General features: G+C 55.0%; 15 protein-coding genes. 5 read left to right on the top strand and 10 right to left on the bottom strand.

Features of this window, described 5'->3' with window-relative positions:
- Positions 1-9 precede the first annotated feature (9 nt).
- From KHQ23_RS25140 to KHQ23_RS25130, 3 genes are all read right to left on the bottom strand, one after another.
- Complete coding sequence (locus tag KHQ23_RS25140; RefSeq protein ID WP_019704723.1) at positions 10-927, bottom strand: nucleotidyl transferase AbiEii/AbiGii toxin family protein; 918 nt, start codon at positions 925-927, stop codon at positions 10-12.
- 5 nt (positions 928-932) lie between these two features.
- Complete coding sequence (locus KHQ23_RS25135; protein WP_004177809.1) at positions 933-1,691, bottom strand: type IV toxin-antitoxin system AbiEi family antitoxin; 759 nt, start codon at positions 1,689-1,691, stop codon at positions 933-935.
- Positions 1,692-1,776: 85 nt separating this feature from the next.
- Positions 1,777-2,505, bottom strand: a complete 729-nt coding sequence (locus tag KHQ23_RS25130; protein WP_004177810.1) for a response regulator transcription factor — start codon at positions 2,503-2,505, stop codon at positions 1,777-1,779.
- Between the two features lie 272 nt (positions 2,506-2,777).
- Here KHQ23_RS25130 and KHQ23_RS25125 point away from each other — a divergent pair, with 272 nt between their 5' ends.
- Both KHQ23_RS25125 and KHQ23_RS25120 read left to right on the top strand, forming a co-directional pair.
- Entirely contained in the window at positions 2,778-4,925 is a 2,148-nt protein-coding gene (locus KHQ23_RS25125) for a formate dehydrogenase H subunit alpha, selenocysteine-containing (RefSeq protein ID WP_012737173.1), read from the top strand.
- Between the two features lie 229 nt (positions 4,926-5,154).
- Positions 5,155-5,841: a tetratricopeptide repeat protein gene (locus KHQ23_RS25120; RefSeq protein ID WP_032421940.1), complete on the top strand. Its 687-nt coding sequence runs from the start codon at positions 5,155-5,157 to the stop codon at positions 5,839-5,841.
- 36 nt (positions 5,842-5,877) lie between these two features.
- Here the strand turns inward: KHQ23_RS25120 and gltP are convergent, their stop codons facing one another.
- Together gltP and KHQ23_RS25110 are read right to left on the bottom strand one after the other, a co-directional pair.
- Positions 5,878-7,191 carry a glutamate/aspartate:proton symporter GltP gene (gene gltP, locus KHQ23_RS25115; RefSeq protein WP_004146659.1) on the bottom strand — a complete coding sequence of 438 codons (1,314 nt, stop codon included), beginning with the start codon at positions 7,189-7,191 and terminating at the stop codon, positions 5,878-5,880.
- 111 nt (positions 7,192-7,302) lie between these two features.
- Entirely contained in the window at positions 7,303-7,503 is a 201-nt protein-coding gene (locus tag KHQ23_RS25110) for a hypothetical protein (RefSeq protein ID WP_004146658.1), read from the bottom strand.
- A 100-nt stretch (positions 7,504-7,603) separates the two neighbouring features.
- Between KHQ23_RS25110 and acs the strand changes: the two genes are divergently transcribed.
- The 3 genes from acs to actP all read left to right on the top strand — a co-directional run bounded on the left by acs (position 7,604) and on the right by actP (position 11,709).
- Complete coding sequence (gene acs / locus KHQ23_RS25105; protein WP_002885145.1) at positions 7,604-9,562, top strand: acetate--CoA ligase; 1,959 nt, start codon at positions 7,604-7,606, stop codon at positions 9,560-9,562.
- Between the two features lie 183 nt (positions 9,563-9,745).
- Positions 9,746-10,057: a DUF485 domain-containing protein gene (locus KHQ23_RS25100; RefSeq protein WP_004177812.1), complete on the top strand. Its 312-nt coding sequence runs from the start codon at positions 9,746-9,748 to the stop codon at positions 10,055-10,057.
- Positions 10,057-11,709, top strand: coding sequence for a cation/acetate symporter ActP (gene actP, locus KHQ23_RS25095; protein WP_024623073.1), 1,653 nt, complete (start codon positions 10,057-10,059; stop codon positions 11,707-11,709). The genes KHQ23_RS25100 and actP overlap by 1 nt, the downstream gene beginning before the upstream one ends.
- A gap of 47 nt (positions 11,710-11,756) precedes the next feature.
- Here actP and KHQ23_RS25090 read toward each other — a convergent pair whose 3' ends face one another.
- From KHQ23_RS25090 to KHQ23_RS25070, 5 genes are read right to left on the bottom strand one after another with little or no spacing between them, the layout of a single operon-like run.
- Complete coding sequence (locus KHQ23_RS25090) at positions 11,757-12,854, bottom strand: type 1 fimbrial protein (RefSeq protein ID WP_021464885.1); 1,098 nt, start codon at positions 12,852-12,854, stop codon at positions 11,757-11,759.
- A gap of 19 nt (positions 12,855-12,873) precedes the next feature.
- Complete coding sequence (locus KHQ23_RS25085) at positions 12,874-13,422, bottom strand: fimbrial protein (RefSeq protein WP_050484961.1); 549 nt, start codon at positions 13,420-13,422, stop codon at positions 12,874-12,876.
- Between the two features lie 35 nt (positions 13,423-13,457).
- Positions 13,458-16,037 (bottom strand): fimbria/pilus outer membrane usher protein, encoded by a 2,580-nt coding sequence (locus KHQ23_RS25080; protein WP_211776945.1) that lies wholly within the window; start codon positions 16,035-16,037, stop codon positions 13,458-13,460.
- Positions 15,991-16,680 carry a fimbrial assembly chaperone gene (locus tag KHQ23_RS25075; RefSeq protein WP_032435448.1) on the bottom strand — a complete coding sequence of 230 codons (690 nt, stop codon included), beginning with the start codon at positions 16,678-16,680 and terminating at the stop codon, positions 15,991-15,993. The genes KHQ23_RS25080 and KHQ23_RS25075 overlap by 47 nt, the downstream gene beginning before the upstream one ends.
- A 60-nt stretch (positions 16,681-16,740) precedes the next feature.
- Positions 16,741-17,298, bottom strand: a complete 558-nt coding sequence (locus KHQ23_RS25070; RefSeq protein WP_004192602.1) for a fimbrial protein — start codon at positions 17,296-17,298, stop codon at positions 16,741-16,743.
- Between the last annotated feature and the right edge of the window lie 466 nt (positions 17,299-17,764).

Genomic DNA, 17,764 nt, shown 5'->3' with positions numbered 1-17,764 from the left:
GCCAGGTAACTAACTGCGCCACTCGGCCAGCACCTTTTCCAGTTTATCTAATGACTCAGCGCGTTTTATCGCTGGCATCTGATGAATATTGCGCAATTTCCACTGCACGGCAGGCAAATCCTGAATACGCATTTCCGGCGCTAAACGCCAGTCTGGTTCGCCTCGTTTAAATGACAGTAAAAAATCGACATCCTGTTGTGTGAAACAGGATTTTAACGCAGCAATCATCCTGTTGGGGACTGCTGTCAGTTCCTCCAGGGCTATCGTCTCAAATGTCATCCCGCTGAATTCACGGTAAAAAGGTTCAGCAATATCTTTCCAGCGAGGACTCAGCACTTCAGCCAGAGGCCGATTATGGCTCAGTAAATACGCGATAAACCCATTGAAAATGGGACGGTCAAGCTCCTGCGCATCAAGAAGTAATTTCACGTCATAAAAATCTCTGGGATGCTGGCGATCCAGCGCCGCGCATAATTTTCCACCGTAGAGGTCAGGCAACGAAACCACTGGAAGGCTGGCATAGCCAAAAACGTCCTCTACCGCCCCCACCACTTCTCGCTCCTGTGGTGGATATAATGTTCCCCGGGCGACCGGTGAAACCTCTATCTTTATTTGCGCGCTATCGGTAGTAACAATGACACGCATCTCATCTGAACGATTAGCTTGTAATACAGCGCTCATACCTGCCTGTTGTTGCAGATTGGCGGCAATACGTGCAAGCGCATCCCGTATATGAGGTAAAGCGATGGCTCTGCTTTCCAGGGGCACCCAGGCGAGGTCGATATCCACCGATAATCGAGGGAAATCGCGGATAAAGAGATTGATTGCAGTGCCACCTTTCAGCGCAAATTCCCGTTCGACAGCAACATAGGGTAAAACCTGCATTAGCAGAGCAACCTGCCGATAATAAGGCGCCTGTATATCCATATTTTTTATTCCTTTTGAAAGCGTTCAGGCACTGTGATTTGGTATTGAGCATTGAACTTTCCATTTTCCACGATTTGCCGCTTGCCCGCTCCCAGATCGATTTTTTGGCTATCGATTCGTTTGAGCCAGCCATGCTCGTAAAAACTGGCGAAGAAGAGATACAAACGCTTGGCCTGCACGGACTGGCTGACGGAAAGAAGATACTCTACTTTACGAGGATTAAGATTAACCAGCCCCTGGAAAAGCTCTGCAGCGTGGTTAAATGAGAGGGTCCCCGGCACCGCGCTCAGCAACTCGTAAGCAGCCAGTTCTGGCGCACTGCCGATGAGTTTTTTCCCTTTTATATCAAGCGTTACACGGTATCTATCATCCAGCACCGGCAGTTTTTTCCCCGATATGACTATCCACTCCACACCCGGGAATTCCCTGAACCATTTCGGCAGCAGCGCTTTATTTTCCACACTAAGCCAGCACTGGTTTTGTTTTAGCTGTAGATAGTGTGAACGGCCCTGCCAGACTAAGCTACTGAGCCCCGCAACATACACCGGAGCGGCAAGCTGATTTTGCAAACATGCTAATGCATCGTTCCACTCCGGCTCACGTCCCGCACGCGCATATACGCCGTTGCCTCTTTTTTTTAACCAGCCACTTTGCGCGTATTTAAAGGCCAGAGAGGGAGAGATGGCATGCTGGCTTAACCAGGACTGAAGGATCACATCTCCGGGAGCGCTGTTTTGCAGCAGCCAGTTTAATTTTGTTGCCATAGATTAACCCAGAGTGTCACTTTAATAAAAAAAGTAAACTCCCTGCGCCAAATAAAGTCAACAGCGGGTTGGCAGCAAACCCGCCCTACGCCGCCTTCTCGCTGTGGGTCACGTCGGCGGAAAAGACATAGCCCAGACCGCGCAGGGTTTTAATCAACGTCGGCTGATGCGGGTTGAGCTCAATTTTGCGCCGCAGGCGCATGATCAGCACATCGATGGTCCGGTCGAATACCTCGGTGCTTTCATTATGAGTCAGCGCCAGCAGCTGTTCGCGATTCAATACCCGGCGCGCGTTCTGCGCCAGCGCCAGCAGCAGGCCATATTCTCCCTGGGTCAGCGGGATCGCCTGCTGCTGCGGGTTATACAGTTCACAGCGCGTGGTATCCAGCCGCCAGCCGTTAAACGTCAGGCCAGCACCGGCGCCCGACGCCTCGCCGGCCAGCGCCCCACTGCGTCGCAGTACCGCTTTCACCCGGGCGACCACCACCCGCGAGCTGAACGGTTTGGCGATGTAATCATCGGCGCCCATCTCCAGACCCACCACCACATCAGACTCACTGCCCAGACCGGAGAGCATCACCACCGGCAGCTCAGGCCGCGTGCGCTGCAGCTGCTGGAGCACCTGCAGGCCATAGGTATCCGGCAGGATCATATCCAGTAAGACCAGCGCGATATCCGCCCGCTGCGCCACCGTCGCCAGCGCGTCGTTGCCGGTCTGGCTGACAAGCACTTCAAACGCGTGCGCGCCGAGCACATCGCTGAGCAGCTCGCCCATCGCCCTGTCATCATCCACCACTAAAATGACTGGTTTCATTTTTGCCTCTGCCCGCCGGGAATTAGTGTCAGTCTGATCGATTCTGCAAGCCTGCGCCGACAAATTCCTCCCCCGGTGACATTTTTTCAAGCGCCGTCACATCTCCAGGGTATCGACACGTCAAATCTGTCGACAGGCTGTTTTTCGTCAGCATTCCGCCCAAAAAACCCGCGTATCATCAAGGAATACCCACAATGAAAATATGGCATAGAAGATGCATAGTGACGGCGCGATAGCGCAAACGCGCCCATTGAATAACTGGAGCAAGACCGATGAAAAAAGTCGTCACGGTTTGCCCGTATTGCGCATCAGGTTGCAAAATCAACCTGGTGGTCGATAACGGCAAAATCGTTCGGGCTGAAGCGGCGCAGGGGAAAACCAACCAGGGAACCCTGTGCCTGAAGGGCTATTATGGCTGGGACTTCATTAACGATACCCAGATCCTAACGCCGCGCCTGAAAACCCCCATGATCCGCCGTCAACGCGGCGGCAAGCTGGAAGCCGTCTCCTGGGACGAGGCGCTGGATTACGTCGCCACCCGCCTCAGCGCCATTAAAGCCAAATATGGCCCGGATGCGATCCAAACCACCGGCTCCTCCCGCGGCACCGGTAATGAAACCAACTATGTGATGCAAAAATTCGCGCGCGCCGTTATTGGCACCAATAACGTCGACTGCTGCGCTCGCGTCTGACACGGCCCTTCGGTTGCAGGTCTGCACCAGTCGGTCGGTAACGGCGCCATGAGTAATGCCATCACGGAGATTGATAACACCGATCTGGTGTTTATCTTCGGTTACAACCCGGCGGATTCCCACCCTATCGTGGCGAATCACGTCATTAACGCTAAACGCAACGGGGCGAAAATTATCGTCTGCGACCCGCGCAAAATTGAAACCGCGCGCATCGCCGATATGCACATTGCGCTGAAGAACGGCTCGAACATCGCGCTGCTCAACGCCATTGGCCACGTGATTATTGAAGAGGATCTGTACGATAAATCCTTCGTCGCCAGCCGTTCCGAAGGCTTCGAGGAGTATCGCAAAATCGTTGAAGGCTATACGCCGGAGTCGGTGGAGGAGATCACCGGGGTCAGCGCCCAGGAGATCCGCGCCTGCGCCCGGATGTATGCCAGCGCCAAATCCGCCGCCATTCTGTGGGGCATGGGCGTCACCCAGTTCTACCAGGGCGTGGAGACGGTGCGGTCGCTGACCAGCCTCGCGATCCTCACCGGCAACCTCGGCAAGCCGAGCGTCGGCGTCAACCCGGTACGCGGCCAGAACAACGTTCAGGGCGCCTGCGATATGGGTGCGCTACCGGATACCTATCCGGGCTATCAGTACGTCAAGTTCCCGGAGAACCGCGAGAAATTCGCCAAAGCCTGGGGCGTGGAAAGCCTGCCTGCGCATACCGGCTATCGCATCAGCGAATTGCCGCACCGCGCGGCGCACGGTGAAGTGCGGGCGGCGTACATTATGGGTGAGGATCCGCTGCAGACCGACGCCGAACTCTCGGCGGTCCGCAAAGCGTTCGACGATCTGGAACTGGTTATCGTCCAGGACATTTTCATGACCAAAACCGCCTCCGCGGCTGACGTCATCCTGCCGTCCACCTCGTGGGGCGAGCACGAAGGCGTGTATACCGCAGCGGACCGCGGTTTCCAGCGCTTCTTTAAAGCGGTGGAGCCGAAGTGGGACCTGAAAACCGACTGGCAGATCATCAGCGAAATCGCCACCCGGATGGGCTATCCGATGCATTACAATAACACCCAGGAGATCTGGGACGAGTTGCGGCATCTGTGCCCGGACTTCTACGGCGCCACCTACGAGAAAATGGGTGAGCTCGGCTATGTCATGTGGCCGTGCCGCGATGAGTCCGACGCCGATCAGGGAACGTCGTATCTGTTTAAAGAGAAGTTCGATACCCCGAACGGACTGGCGCAGTTCTTCACCTGCGACTGGGTCGCGCCGATCGATAAGCTTACCGATGAGTACCCGATGGTATTGTCGACGGTGCGCGAGGTCGGCCATTACTCGTGCCGTTCAATGACCGGTAACTGCGCGGCGCTGGCGGCGCTGGCGGATGAACCAGGCTATGCGCAAATCAACACCGCCGACGCCGAACGGCTAGGCATCGAAGATGAAGAGCTGGTATGGGTCAATTCGCGTAAGGGGCGCATCATCACCCGCGCGCAGGTCAGCGATCGGCCGAATAAAGGCGCGGTGTACATGACCTACCAGTGGTGGATCGGCGCCTGTAACGAACTGGTCTCAGAGAACCTGAGTCCGATAACCAAAACGCCGGAGTACAAGTACTGCGCGGTCAACGTTGAGCGGATTGCCGATCAGCGCGCCGCGGAACAGTACGTGATCGACGAGTACAACAAGCTGAAATCCCGCCTGCGCGAAAGCGCGATGGGTTAAGGTTCGGCGGTCTGACCCGGCTCGCGCGATGCGTAGGCCGGGTCAGGCGCAGCCGCCACCCGGCACATAAACGGCTCCGTGTCCGCAGTCTGTCGCCCGGCGGCGCTGCGCTTGCGCGGGCCTACGGTCAGGTAGCGCAAATCGGCCCTACCTACCGATACCCGCCATTTTCTTCTTTTTCGCCTCCCTTTATACTGCGCGCTATGTTCCTTACTGATAATAAATACAAATGAAATACCTCTTTTTATTTCTACTGGTTTTCACCAGCGGCACAGCGGTGGCCACCGAACCTGGCAGTCAGTATCAACAGCAGGCCGAAGCCGGCGATCGACGCGCGCAATATTACCTTGCCGATACCTGGGTCAGCTCCGGCGATTATCAAAAAGCCGAATACTGGGCGCAGAAGGCGGCCGCCCAGGGCGATGGCGATGCGCTGGCGCTGCTGGCGCAGCTCAAAATCCGTAACCCCCAACAGGCGGACTATCCGCAGGCCCGCCAGCTGGCGGAAAAAGCCGTCGAGGCCGGCAGTAAATCCGGAGAGATCGTCCTCGCGCGGGTGCTGGTCAACCGTCAGGCTGGCGCCACCGACGTAGCGCACGCCATCACGCTGCTGCAGGATGCTGCCCGGGATAGCGAAAGCGATGCGGCGGTAGATGCCCAGATGCTGCTGGGGCTGATCTACGCCAGCGGCGTACACGGCCCGGAGGATGATGTGAAAGCAAGTGAATACTTTAAAGGCAGTTCATCACTTTCCCGCACCGGCTATGCCGAATACTGGGCCGGGATGATGTTCCAGCAGGGAGAGAAAGGCTTTATCGAACCGAATAAGCAGAAGGCGCTGCACTGGCTCAACGTCAGTTGCCTGGAGGGGTTTGATACCGGCTGCGAAGAGTTTGACCGGATCAGTAAAGGATAAGAAAAAGCCCGGCGCTATCGCGCCGGGCTTTGTGTTTTATTGGGCGGTTTTATCAAACTTGCCCAGCACTTCGCGTTCATAGGCCAGCGCTTTTTTGCGATCGAACTTATGCTCCCACTTGGCGATAACCAGCACCGCCAGCGCATTACCCACCACGTTCAGCGCGGTACGCGCCATATCGAGGATACGGTCGACGCCGGCAATAAAGGCAAGCCCTTCCAGCGGGATCCCGACGCTACCCAGGGTGGCCAGCAGCACCACGAAGGAGACGCCCGGCACGCCGGCGATCCCTTTCGAGGTCACCATCAGGGTCAGCACCAGGGTAATCTCCTGCCAGATAGAGAGGTCAATACCGTACAGCTGGGCGATAAAGATCGCCGCGATGCTCTGATACAGCGTTGAACCATCGAGGTTGAAGGAGTAACCGGTCGGCACCACAAAGCTGGTGATCGACGCCGGCGCGCCGTAGGCTTCCATCTTCTCAATAATGCGCGGCAGTACGCTCTCCGAACTGGCGGTAGAATAAGCCAGAATCAGCTCATCTTTCAGGATGCGGATCAGGATCCAGATGCTCAGACCACACAGGCGCGCGACAATCCCCAGCACCACCAGCGCGAAGAACAGGATCGCAAAGTAAACCAGCAACACTAGCTTGGCCAGCGGCCACAGCGAGGCGAAACCGAAGGTGGCGACGGTTACCGAAATCAGGGCGAATACCCCGACCGGCGCATAGCGCATCACCATATGGGTGACTTTAAACATGGTCTCGGAGATAGAGCGGAAGACCGTCACCAGCGGCTCACGGTGGGTCGCCGGCAGCGAGGAGAGCCCCAGGCCAAACAGCACCGAGAAGAAGATAATCGGCAGCATATCGCCTTTCGCCATCGATGCCACGATATTGGTCGGCACCAGCGACAGGATGGTGCCCATCAGGCCGTGCGCATGGCTCTGCACTTCGGCGGTGGTGTTCTGATATTTCGAAATATCAACTGCCGCCAGCTGCGACATATCAATGCCCGTCCCCGGCTGGAAGACGTTGGCCAGGGTGATACCCAGCACAATCGCCACCGTGGTGATCACTTCGAAATAGATAATGGTTTTGGCACCGATCCGCCCTAACTGTTTGGCGTCACCCACGCCGGCAATCCCGACCACCAGGGTCGAAATGACAATCGGGACCACGATCATTTTAATCAGATGGATAAAGATATCGCCCGCCGGCGTCAGCAAATTGCTAATTAACCAATCGCGACTTTCAGCGTGGTAATGCAGATAACTGCCCAGAAGGATACCCAGCACCAGGGCTAGCAAAATTTGCCAGGCCAGACTGACTTTTTTTGTTTTCTTCACTACTGACTTCCTCAATGAAAGGCACCATTCCTTTTCGTCATGGTACCCACTGCAGGGGGTATGAATTGTGTTGCGTTGCTTTGTGGGGTTATTTAACGCGCAATATCAGTATCATTTGCACGGCATGCTGCGCAAGCCTTTAAGAACAGGGCTTTCCTCTGCTTTTATGCATAAAGCAGCGAATTTCCCCCAGTTATATTGCATAAGTATTTGTAATAAAAAAAATTTCACAGCTTCCGTTTCTATAAATTCATTTGCGTAATTATTTCGCTTCAAAGTTTCATTTGATGAAATTTCACCCAGTTTAATCATTGCGTGATCTGCCCCCCAATTAACAAACAAAGCTGTCAAAACCCCTACTCTTAACGTTTGTTTGACATATATTTAACAAGTTCAAAGGAGAAAAAAAGCCATGAGCCAAATTCACAAACACCCTATTCCCGCTAATATTGCGGAACGTTGCCTGATTAACCCGGATCAGTACAAGGCGCAGTACCAACAATCCATAACCGACCCTGATACATTTTGGGGCGAGCAGGGCAAGATCCTTGACTGGATGCGGCCCTATACCCGTGTAAAGAACACCTCCTTCGCACCGGGTAATATTTCCATCAAATGGTATGAAGATGGTACCCTGAACCTCGCCGCTAACTGTCTCGACCGCCACCTAGCCGAACGCGGCGATCAAACCGCCATCATCTGGGAAGGCGACGACGCCAGCCAAAGCAAGCACATCACCTACCGTGAACTGCATGCCGACGTGTGCCGTTTCGCCAATGTGCTGCTCGACCTCGGGATTAAAAAAGGCGACGTGGTCGCTATCTATATGCCGATGGTGCCGGAGGCCGCGGTGGCGATGCTGGCCTGCGCCCGCATCGGGGCAATCCACTCGGTCATTTTCGGCGGCTTCTCGCCGGAGGCGGTGGCCGGACGCATTATCGACTCCAGCTCACGCCTGGTGATCACCGCTGACGAAGGGCTGCGCGCCGGTCGCGCCATCCCGCTAAAGAAAAACGTCGATGACGCGCTGAAAAACCCGAACGTGAAAAGCATTGAGCACGTGGTGGTCCTGAAACGCACCGGCGGCAATATCGACTGGCAGGAAGGCCGCGATCTGTGGTGGAGCGACCTGATTGCGAACGCCAGCGCCGAACACCGGCCCGTCGAAATGAACGCCGAAGATCCGCTGTTCATCCTCTATACCTCCGGCTCCACCGGTAAACCGAAAGGGGTGCTGCACACCACCGGCGGCTATCTGGTCTATGCGGCCACCACCTTTAAATACGTTTTCGACTACCATCCGGGCGATATTTATTGGTGCACCGCCGACGTGGGCTGGGTCACCGGCCATAGCTATCTGCTGTACGGCCCACTGGCCTGCGGCGCCACCACCCTGATGTTCGAAGGGGTGCCGAACTGGCCTACGCCGGCGCGCATGTGCCAGGTCGTCGATAAGCATAAGGTCAGCATTCTCTATACCGCCCCGACGGCTATTCGCGCCCTGATGGCGGAAGGCGACAAAGCTATCGAAGGCACAGACCGCTCCTCGCTGCGCATTCTTGGCTCGGTCGGCGAACCGATTAACCCGGAAGCCTGGGAGTGGTACTGGAAGAAGATCGGTAACGAGAAGTGCCCGGTGATGGACACCTGGTGGCAGACCGAAACCGGCGGCTTTATGATCACTCCGCTGCCGGGTGCGATTGAGCTGAAGGCCGGCTCCGCGACGCGTCCGTTCTTCGGCGTCCAGCCGGTGCTGGTGGATAACGAAGGCCTGCCGCTGGATGGCGCCACCGAGGGCAACCTCGCCATCGCCGACTCCTGGCCCGGCCAGGCGCGTACCCTGTTCGGCGACCATGAGCGCTTTGAGCAAACTTACTTCTCCACCTTCAAAAATATGTACTTTAGCGGCGACGGCGCGCGTCGTGATGAAGATGGCTATTACTGGATCACCGGCCGGGTGGATGACGTCCTGAACGTCTCCGGACACCGTCTGGGGACCGCCGAGATCGAATCGGCGCTGGTGTCGCACCCAAAAATCGCCGAAGCGGCGGTGGTGGGGATCCCGCATAACATCAAAGGCCAGGCCATCTATGCCTACGTGACGCTCAATCACGGCGAAGAACCGACGCCGGAGCTGTATGCCGAAGTGCGTAACTGGGTACGCAAAGAGATCGGTCCGCTGGCGACGCCGGATGTGCTGCACTGGACCGATTCGCTGCCGAAAACCCGCTCGGGCAAAATCATGCGCCGCATTCTGCGTAAGATTGCCGCAGGCGACACCAGCAACCTCGGCGATACCTCGACCCTCGCCGATCCTGGCGTCGTGGAAAAACTGCTCGAAGAGAAGCAGGCCATTACCATGCCATCGTAAGTAAGGACCGATTCCCTACACCCTCTCCCCTTCCGGGGAGAGGATAAAAATAAGTCCCTCCCCCAGGATTTCACTCGCAGGAACGCCGTCAGCAACACCTGTCCCGGCTCCGTCGCCGGAGGGGTTGCTGTCGCCAGCGTCCGCCGAGTGGATGACGAAAGGGAGACCTCTGGAGACGCTAAGATGAATGAACAACTTTGTCAGCGGATAGAAAATAGTGCGCATTTCAGGGAGTTAGTTGCATCACGGCAACGGTTTGCCGCCATTCTGTCAGTGATTATGTTAGTGATCTACGTGGGCTTTATTTTGCTTATCGCCTTTGCACCCGGCTGGCTCGGCACCCCGCTGCACGCCGGAACCAGCGTCACCCGCGGGATCCCGCTCGGCATTGGCGTGATCGTCATTTCGTTTATCCTGACCGGTATTTATGTCTGGCGAGCTAACGGTGAATTCGACCGTTTGACCAAAAGCGTTCTCAACGAGGTAAAAGCATGATCAAGAGAGTCCTGACGGCGCTCGCCGCCACGCTGCTGCCCCTCGGCGCTCACGCCGCAGACGCTATTACCGGCGCGGTACAGCGCCAGCCGACCAACTGGCAGGCGATTGTCATGTTCCTGATTTTCGTCGCCCTGACGCTGTACATCACCTACTGGGCCTCAAAACGGGTGCGTTCGCGCAGCGATTACTACACTGCCGGCGGCAATATTACCGGCTTCCAGAACGGGCTGGCGATTGCCGGCGACTTTATGTCAGCGGCGTCGTTCCTCGGTATCTCCGCGCTGGTGTATACCTCCGGCTACGATGGGCTGATCTACTCGCTGGGCTTTCTCGTCGGCTGGCCGATTATCCTGTTTCTAATTGCTGAACGTCTGCGCAATCTTGGCCGCTATACTTTTGCCGATGTCGCCTCTTACCGCCTGAAGCAGGGGCCGATCCGCACCCTCTCCGCCTGCGGTTCGCTGGTGGTGGTGGCCCTGTATCTGATTGCCCAGATGGTGGGCGCCGGCAAGCTAATCCAGCTGCTGTTCGGCCTTAATTACCATGTCGCCGTAGTGCTGGTTGGCGTGCTGATGGTGCTCTATGTCCTGTTCGGCGGCATGCTGGCGACTACCTGGGTGCAGATTATTAAAGCGGTTCTGTTGCTGTGCGGCGCCAGCTTTATGGCCTTTATGGTCATGAAGCACGTCGGCTTCAGCTTCAATAACCTGTTTACCGAGGCGATGGCGGTCCACCCGAAAGGGGCGGCGATTATGAGTCCCGGCGGACTGGTAAAAGATCCGATATCTGCGCTCTCTCTGGGTCTGGGTCTGATGTTCGGTACCGCTGGCCTGCCGCATATTCTGATGCGCTTCTTTACCGTGAGCGACGCCAAAGAAGCGCGTAAAAGCGTCTTCTACGCCACCGGTTTTATGGGCTATTTCTATATCCTGACCTTTATCATCGGCTTCGGCGCCATCATGCTGGTCGGCGCGAACCCGGCGTTTAAAGACGCGGCCGGACAGCTTATCGGCGGCAATAACATGGCGGCGGTGCACCTGGCGGATGCGGTTGGCGGCAACCTGTTCCTCGGCTTTATCTCTGCGGTAGCCTTCGCCACTATCCTGGCGGTGGTGGCGGGCCTGACCCTCGCCGGCGCGTCAGCGGTGTCGCACGACCTGTACGCCAACGTCTTCCGCAAGGGCGCGACCGAGCGTCAGGAGCTGAAGGTCTCCAAGATCACCGTGCTGATCCTTGGGGTGGTGGCCATTCTGCTGGGTATTCTGTTTGAAAATCAGAACATTGCTTTCATGGTCGGCCTGGCCTTCTCCATCGCCGCCAGCTGTAACTTCCCGATTATTCTGCTGTCGATGTACTGGTCGAAGCTGACCACCCGCGGCGCGATGGTCGGCGGCTGGCTGGGCCTGCTGACTGCGGTCATTCTGATGATCCTCGGCCCCACCATTTGGGTGCAGATCCTCGGCCATGAGAAAGCGCTGTTCCCGTATGAATATCCGGCGCTGTTCTCCATTGCCATCGCGTTCATTGGCATCTGGGTCTTCTCCGCCACCGATAACTCACCGGAAGGGATGCGCGAGCGCGAGCAGTTCCGCGCCCAGTTTATCCGTTCACAAACCGGGATCGGTATCGAACGCGGCCAGGCGCATTAATCGTCTTCTCCCTTCCCCGGCATCGTTCGGGGAAGGGATTCTCCCCCTCAGTTATAAGTAAAGGTGATCACCCCGGTGGCGTTGGCTGTCCCCGCGGTCACCGCGCTCCCCGTCCTGTAATAGTTAGTGGATAAGGCGAGCGTCTGCATGGCCGCTGCGCCTCCGGGGCTGTCGGGGTTGGTGAAATAGCTGTAGCTGGCATCCGCGCCGCTGTTGGTCACCGTCGCGCGGCTCGAAGTATAGAGGCTGATATCGGTATTTAACGGCAGTGCTTTGCCATTCAAATTTAACTGCACTCCCACGCCAGTGGCGGTATTCTGTTCCGCCGTGAGGGCCATCACCGTATTGTCAGGGTTATCCCCGCTTGCAGAAGCAGCCGCCACACGCATCGAAACGTTAGTTCCCGGCTCGCAGGAGAGGCTCAGAGACTGCCGCGCGCTACCCACCTTCGTCGCGGTATTAAACTCACTGGCATTGATGCTGCCCATGGAAAAACTGAGATTATTGCTACCGACAATACACCCCATCGGGATTAGCTGGATGCTGGTGGTGCCGCTGATGTGCAGTTGTGAAATAGCGATGGTCCCCTTTTTATCCTTGGCCGATACCGTGGCCACCGGGTCGCTGAACGATAATTGACTCTTGCTGGCGATGGCGCCGCCGGTGGCCACCAGCTGCAGCTGATACGCCGGGGTATAATGAGTCGACGCGAAAGAGTCGAAAAGACCTGTCGGCTTTCCGAGGTAATAATTCACATCACCAATATAATGCACCTGCGAGTCGGGGCTGAAATCATCGGTGTCATCGCCATATTCACCGCTGATATTGAGCCACACCTTGACGCGGATACCGATCCCCTGCACCGAGGTGGCATAGATATTATCCCCTATCAGTGCCCCGGCATTGTTCGAGGACCAGGCAAAAACCGCGTAGGTGCTCCCCTCACAGTTAAGCAATTCCGTTTGCGAGCGCGTAATCTTCCCCGAGTCATACAGTACCGTCCCTGCGGTATAGCTCCCGGCATTGACCAGGATCTTTTCCGGCAGGTTGGTCATCGAGACATCGCCATAGTTGGTTCCCGTGCAAGCCGCCCAGCTATAGACGGGACACAGTGCCAATATGAGCAATAAGATCAGTTTTTTCATACCCATCCCTGTCGAAACGTTATTTGTAGGCCACATCGAACGTGGCGGTAAACCCGACCATCCCGGACCTTACCTGGCCATAAGGCGAAAACATACGTGCCACCATATTAAAGGTATGGATATCCGCATCGTCCCCAAAGGTATAGAGATACTGGTCGCCGGGGCCAAGGGGCTGCTGGTCGGCCATGCTCTGCAGCTGCAAACCGACGCCGCTGGCACCGTTGCTGCCAGTCTGGAAGTTTTTATAGATTGAAGCGTGGGTGCTATCGAAGCTGGTGCCGCTAAACGCGATGGTCACCGCCGACGCATCGGCGGAACAGCTGGAAAAGACCAGCTTAACCGGCACGCTGGCGCTGCTCGCCCCGGCATGTCCGGAGAACGTCTGCGAGGAGACGGTGCCTAAATCGATACTGTTCGACGGCTCCACGGCCACCTCACAGGAAGGCGCTTCGATGGTGCCCGTGACGTTAAAATTGACCGTGCTGCTGCCCTCATAAGCCAGCGCCGGAAGGGAGAGCAGCAAAATGGCCACCAGGAGGCCCCTTGTGCTGCCGTCTCGCATATTCATATCAGCCCCTCTTCCATGTTGAAAACCTGCATCCATTACCGACATTCGGCCTGATAGAACAGAATATCGTCGCCAAGGGCCATGCCGGAGAAGTCATAATGAACGGTGCACTGCTCACTGCTTTTCTCCCCCCAGCGCGCTAACAGCTGGCCTTTTTTCTGCAGCCCCGTTAGATACACCTGCCCCTCATCGCCAACGATATTGCTGCGCGACGCGCTACCGTGATCATTATCGAGGGTCACCAGCGCGCCGAAAGGCACCACGCCATTGCGGGTACGCAGGGTGAGCATCGCCTTATAGCCAATTCGCGTGTCGTACTTCACTTTGACGATCGCATTGCGCGTCGGAACCACCGTTCTGGCGACGTTATCCACTTCAGCGCCAGGTATTTCCTGTTCATCCAGCGCCAGACTGTTACGATGGTACGGACGGACGTAAGGCACCACCGCATATCCGGCGGCATCCGTCGTCACGTTTGTCTGACCGCGCACTGTCACATCGCTGACGCCAGGCGTTTCGACCAGCGCAGAACTCTCGCCCAGAAAGCGTGATAGCGTGAGTCCGCCCGCATGGGCGACCATGCCCCCGCGCAGCGAATAGTTGTAGTGATTGCTGTAGCGGTCGTAGCCATAGCCGCCAGCTACATCCTCTTTCGAGCCCTGGTAGTTGACGCTGAGGTTGCCGGAGGTGCTTTTATCCTGCGTGTTGTACCCTTCCAGTACGCTCCAGTTCAGGGAACGATCCTCAAACGCCGAGCCGTTGAGCCCCACGCTGTGCGTGGTATCGTTATGTCGACCATGGTTCATGGTGTAATTTGCCGAGAGCGTCTCGCCAAGCGGAATACTTAACGTCAGGGAGATGACGGTATCGCTGGCCGGCCGGTTATTGTCGCTGTCATCGGTGCTTTGCACATTGCGGTTATAGGAATAGTTAATAAAGTAGGAGGCCTTGCCAATCGACCCGCTATAGCCCACGCCCACCGATTCCATACGCGAACTGTCCCAGTAGGTCTCATTGACCAACGAAAGCGAGAGCGAACCATAGCCAAACAGCGTCTGCGACAGCGATGCGTCAAATCGGCCTTTCGTTCTGCCGCTCTGCGTACAGCAGTCGCGCTGTGTGGAAGAGTTATCGACAAAGTCCTGAAACGAATAATATCCCGAGGTGGAGTAGCGATAACCAGCCACGGAAAAGCTGGTGCCCGTCTGCAGAAAGCTTTTACTGAAGCGGACGCGATACGATTGCCCTTGCTCTTTACTGGTTGACGAGGCCGTATCGCTGGTTTTCACGTCGGCCCACGACTGAGAGCCATCAAACGACAGCGCACCGATAGTACCGAGGTTAAAGCCAGCGCCTAACAACAGGTTGGTGTATTTATCTTCCGCCTGCTGGAAACCAGTATAAAGAGTGATGTTGCTGGTGGCGCCATAGGCCAGGGAAGACTGAATAAAGTTATATTCTTTATCGTCAGAGCTACCCGATCGCGTCCTGCCGCTGCTCAGCGCATAGTCCAGCTGGCCCTCACGTTGCAGGATCGCCAGCGACGCGAAAGGCACCACAAAGTTTTGCTCGCTGCCGTCAGACTCTTTAATGTTGACGTACAGGTCGCCGGCGCTGCCGGTGGCGTACAGATCGTTAATTTCAAAGGCGCCGGGAGCGACGGTGGTTTTATAAATGCTGTAACCATTCTGATAAACCGAGACCTCCGCGGTGGTGCGCGCGATCCCTCGAATCGTCGGCGCAAAGCCATGCAGGCTATCCGGCAGCATCTCTTTGTCCGAACTGAGCTGCAGACCGGTAAAACTCAAACTGTCGAAAATGCCGGAAGAGGTATACGTATTACCGACCACCAGCTGGCTGCGTAGGGTGTGAATATCGCGGGCAAGATAGGAGTAAACCGACTCCCAGCGGCTGTTGTTATCGCTGTGGCTATAGGTGCTGTAGTTGCGCAGGCGCCATGGTCCCAGATTCAGCCCTGGCTGCAGGCTGACGAACTGACTGTCGATAGTGGCGCCGTTATGCCGCGGCGCATTACGCTGCCCGGTGACGCTATAGTTGAGAAGACCGGCATTGATCCCCTGTTGCCACTGGCTCTCGGGAATATAGTCTCTGGGGCGATTCAGCATGGCGGCCTGCGGCACGGTAAAATCAATGCGCTGCTGGGCAAGAGATACCGAGAACGTCATCCCGGGGATCGCCGACAGCCGGGCGCAGGTTTCCCCTGCCTCGAACAGCTGCGGATAGGCGGTGGTATTAATCAACCATGAATTCAGATACTCCGCGGACAGGCAGGGAGAAGCAGTCGCGCCTGCGTCATGGCTAATTTCCTGAAAAGTCAGCGAGTCTGAACTGACGTACTTATCGTTGATGTAAACATCCAGGTGATAGGTGCCCGGCGGTATGCCATCTTGCGAAAAATAGGATAGATCAACCGAAGCCGCAGGACTCTCGGCGACTTCGAGTAAATTTGGGTTGAAATATTCGCCGGCCTCCGCGCGAGAGGGCAGAGTACTTAGGCACAGAATAATAGCGACGCAGATACTTTTAGTTGAAAATAGCAGCTCAACGCTACTGAATGATAGCGGTATATTTCTTCCCTGACATACCATAATCATTAATCACGCTCCATGTGATCTCTTTTTTTCCTGTCGCCGACAGGCTACTCTGCACGGGTATTTTTAAGGTGGAAAACGGGGCAGCAAACCATGCGCCAGAAATATTTTTACCGTTAAGGCTAACCTGTGAGAAATTCATATACAGCGGTGAGTTATTTTTTACCGTCACCGACGACCTCTCTTTCCCCCACTGTAATTTTTCAGCGTACGATTCCGGTGTATTACCTTTTAACGCAGCGGGTCGATAAATCAATTTTATTTTCGAATTAATCGCAAACTGTACGACATTTTTATCAGGTACATACTCTGTTGCCGGGATCCCTTTAATATTGAGCCAAAACATCGACTCGCGATCGTCGGGTAATTTCTTTCCTGATCGAACTACGCGGACAAATCCTTTCTCCCCGGCTTTGAGACGAAACAGCGGCGGCGTAATAATAAATGCGTCTTTGGCGGGTGAGGCTGCATCAACCACCGAGAGCCAGGACTGAACGATATTGCTGTTCTGATCTTTATTCTCAACCGTTATTACAGCGTTATTTTTCGTACCATCAAAAACCAGACGCGTACCGCCAACGACCACGCTGGCCTGCGCGAAGGAAGAAGACAGCAATAAACCGATCGCAAAAAAAGGATATCTCATATGTTTAATTTAAGGGGAATAGCAGGCGATTCCCCTTTCTCCATTCAACAAGAAGCCGAATTAATGATAGGTCACGTTATAAGTCACGGTTGTCTGAACGGTACCTTTCGTCGGATCAGCATCACCCGATTTCACCATTTTTACGGTGAACGGAATGGTTGCTGCACCCGAAGAGATATCAACATCAGAACCCTCTTCGTTATTCTTCATCACATTGCCCGCTTCGTCGAAAAGGGCCACAGCGACGCCGGTTGCCGGCTCATCAGTTGCCTGGTTTTTAAAATAATCGCTGTTCGCGGTATCGGAAACACCGCCAAAAGTGACGCGGGCGATACTGTTGCCACCTTCTTCCGCGGTCGGGCAATCAGCTAAGCTAAAGGAGAAGTTCTTGGCAGCGCCGAAGGTATACGCTTTCAGATCCGCCACTGAGGTGGTGCCCATATCAATAGCCGTTACACCGCCATCAATGGTCGCCGTACAGGTGGTATCGGAAACAATACCATTAAAGGTAATGGTGTTATCAGCCTGCGCAACGGTAGACAGCGCGCTGCAGGCAGAGAAAATCAGGGCACCCGCCAGAAATTTTTTACTCATCTTCATATTTATTCCCATATCCATTATAAACGACAATCAGTCCGTCAATTGTTTTATGCAGCGATATTAGAGAATGAAATTCAAGCAGCGCGGCGTCATGCATGTATTTACATGACATATGGTTTATGACAATTAATATTATTCATAAATAAACGACCAGCATTTGAATCCATTCAATAATACAAGCTAGCGTAAAAATAATAACTAGCATGAGGTAAGAACTCAATTATTAATGTAAAAATTGATTTTTTGCGACATAACATCGCAACGCATGAGTGGCCATACTCAAAACCATAAAGATCAAATAGTTATAAAGTTATAAAATTCGCAAAGATAATTGGATATTTGTATAATATTTACCCCATAATTAAATACGGGCATACAGAGAAACATTTAGTTACAAAGTCAGTGCTGATATAAGAATTGGCTTAATCTTTTATGATGAACCGTTAAATGCATCAATAACAAAAACAGGGAATAGCCGATAGCT

It is taken from the genome of Klebsiella sp. 64, assembly GCF_018223915.1.
Classification (GTDB): Bacteria; Pseudomonadota; Gammaproteobacteria; order Enterobacterales; family Enterobacteriaceae; genus Klebsiella; species Klebsiella pneumoniae.
This window is presented reverse-complemented; position numbering and strand designations above follow the sequence as displayed.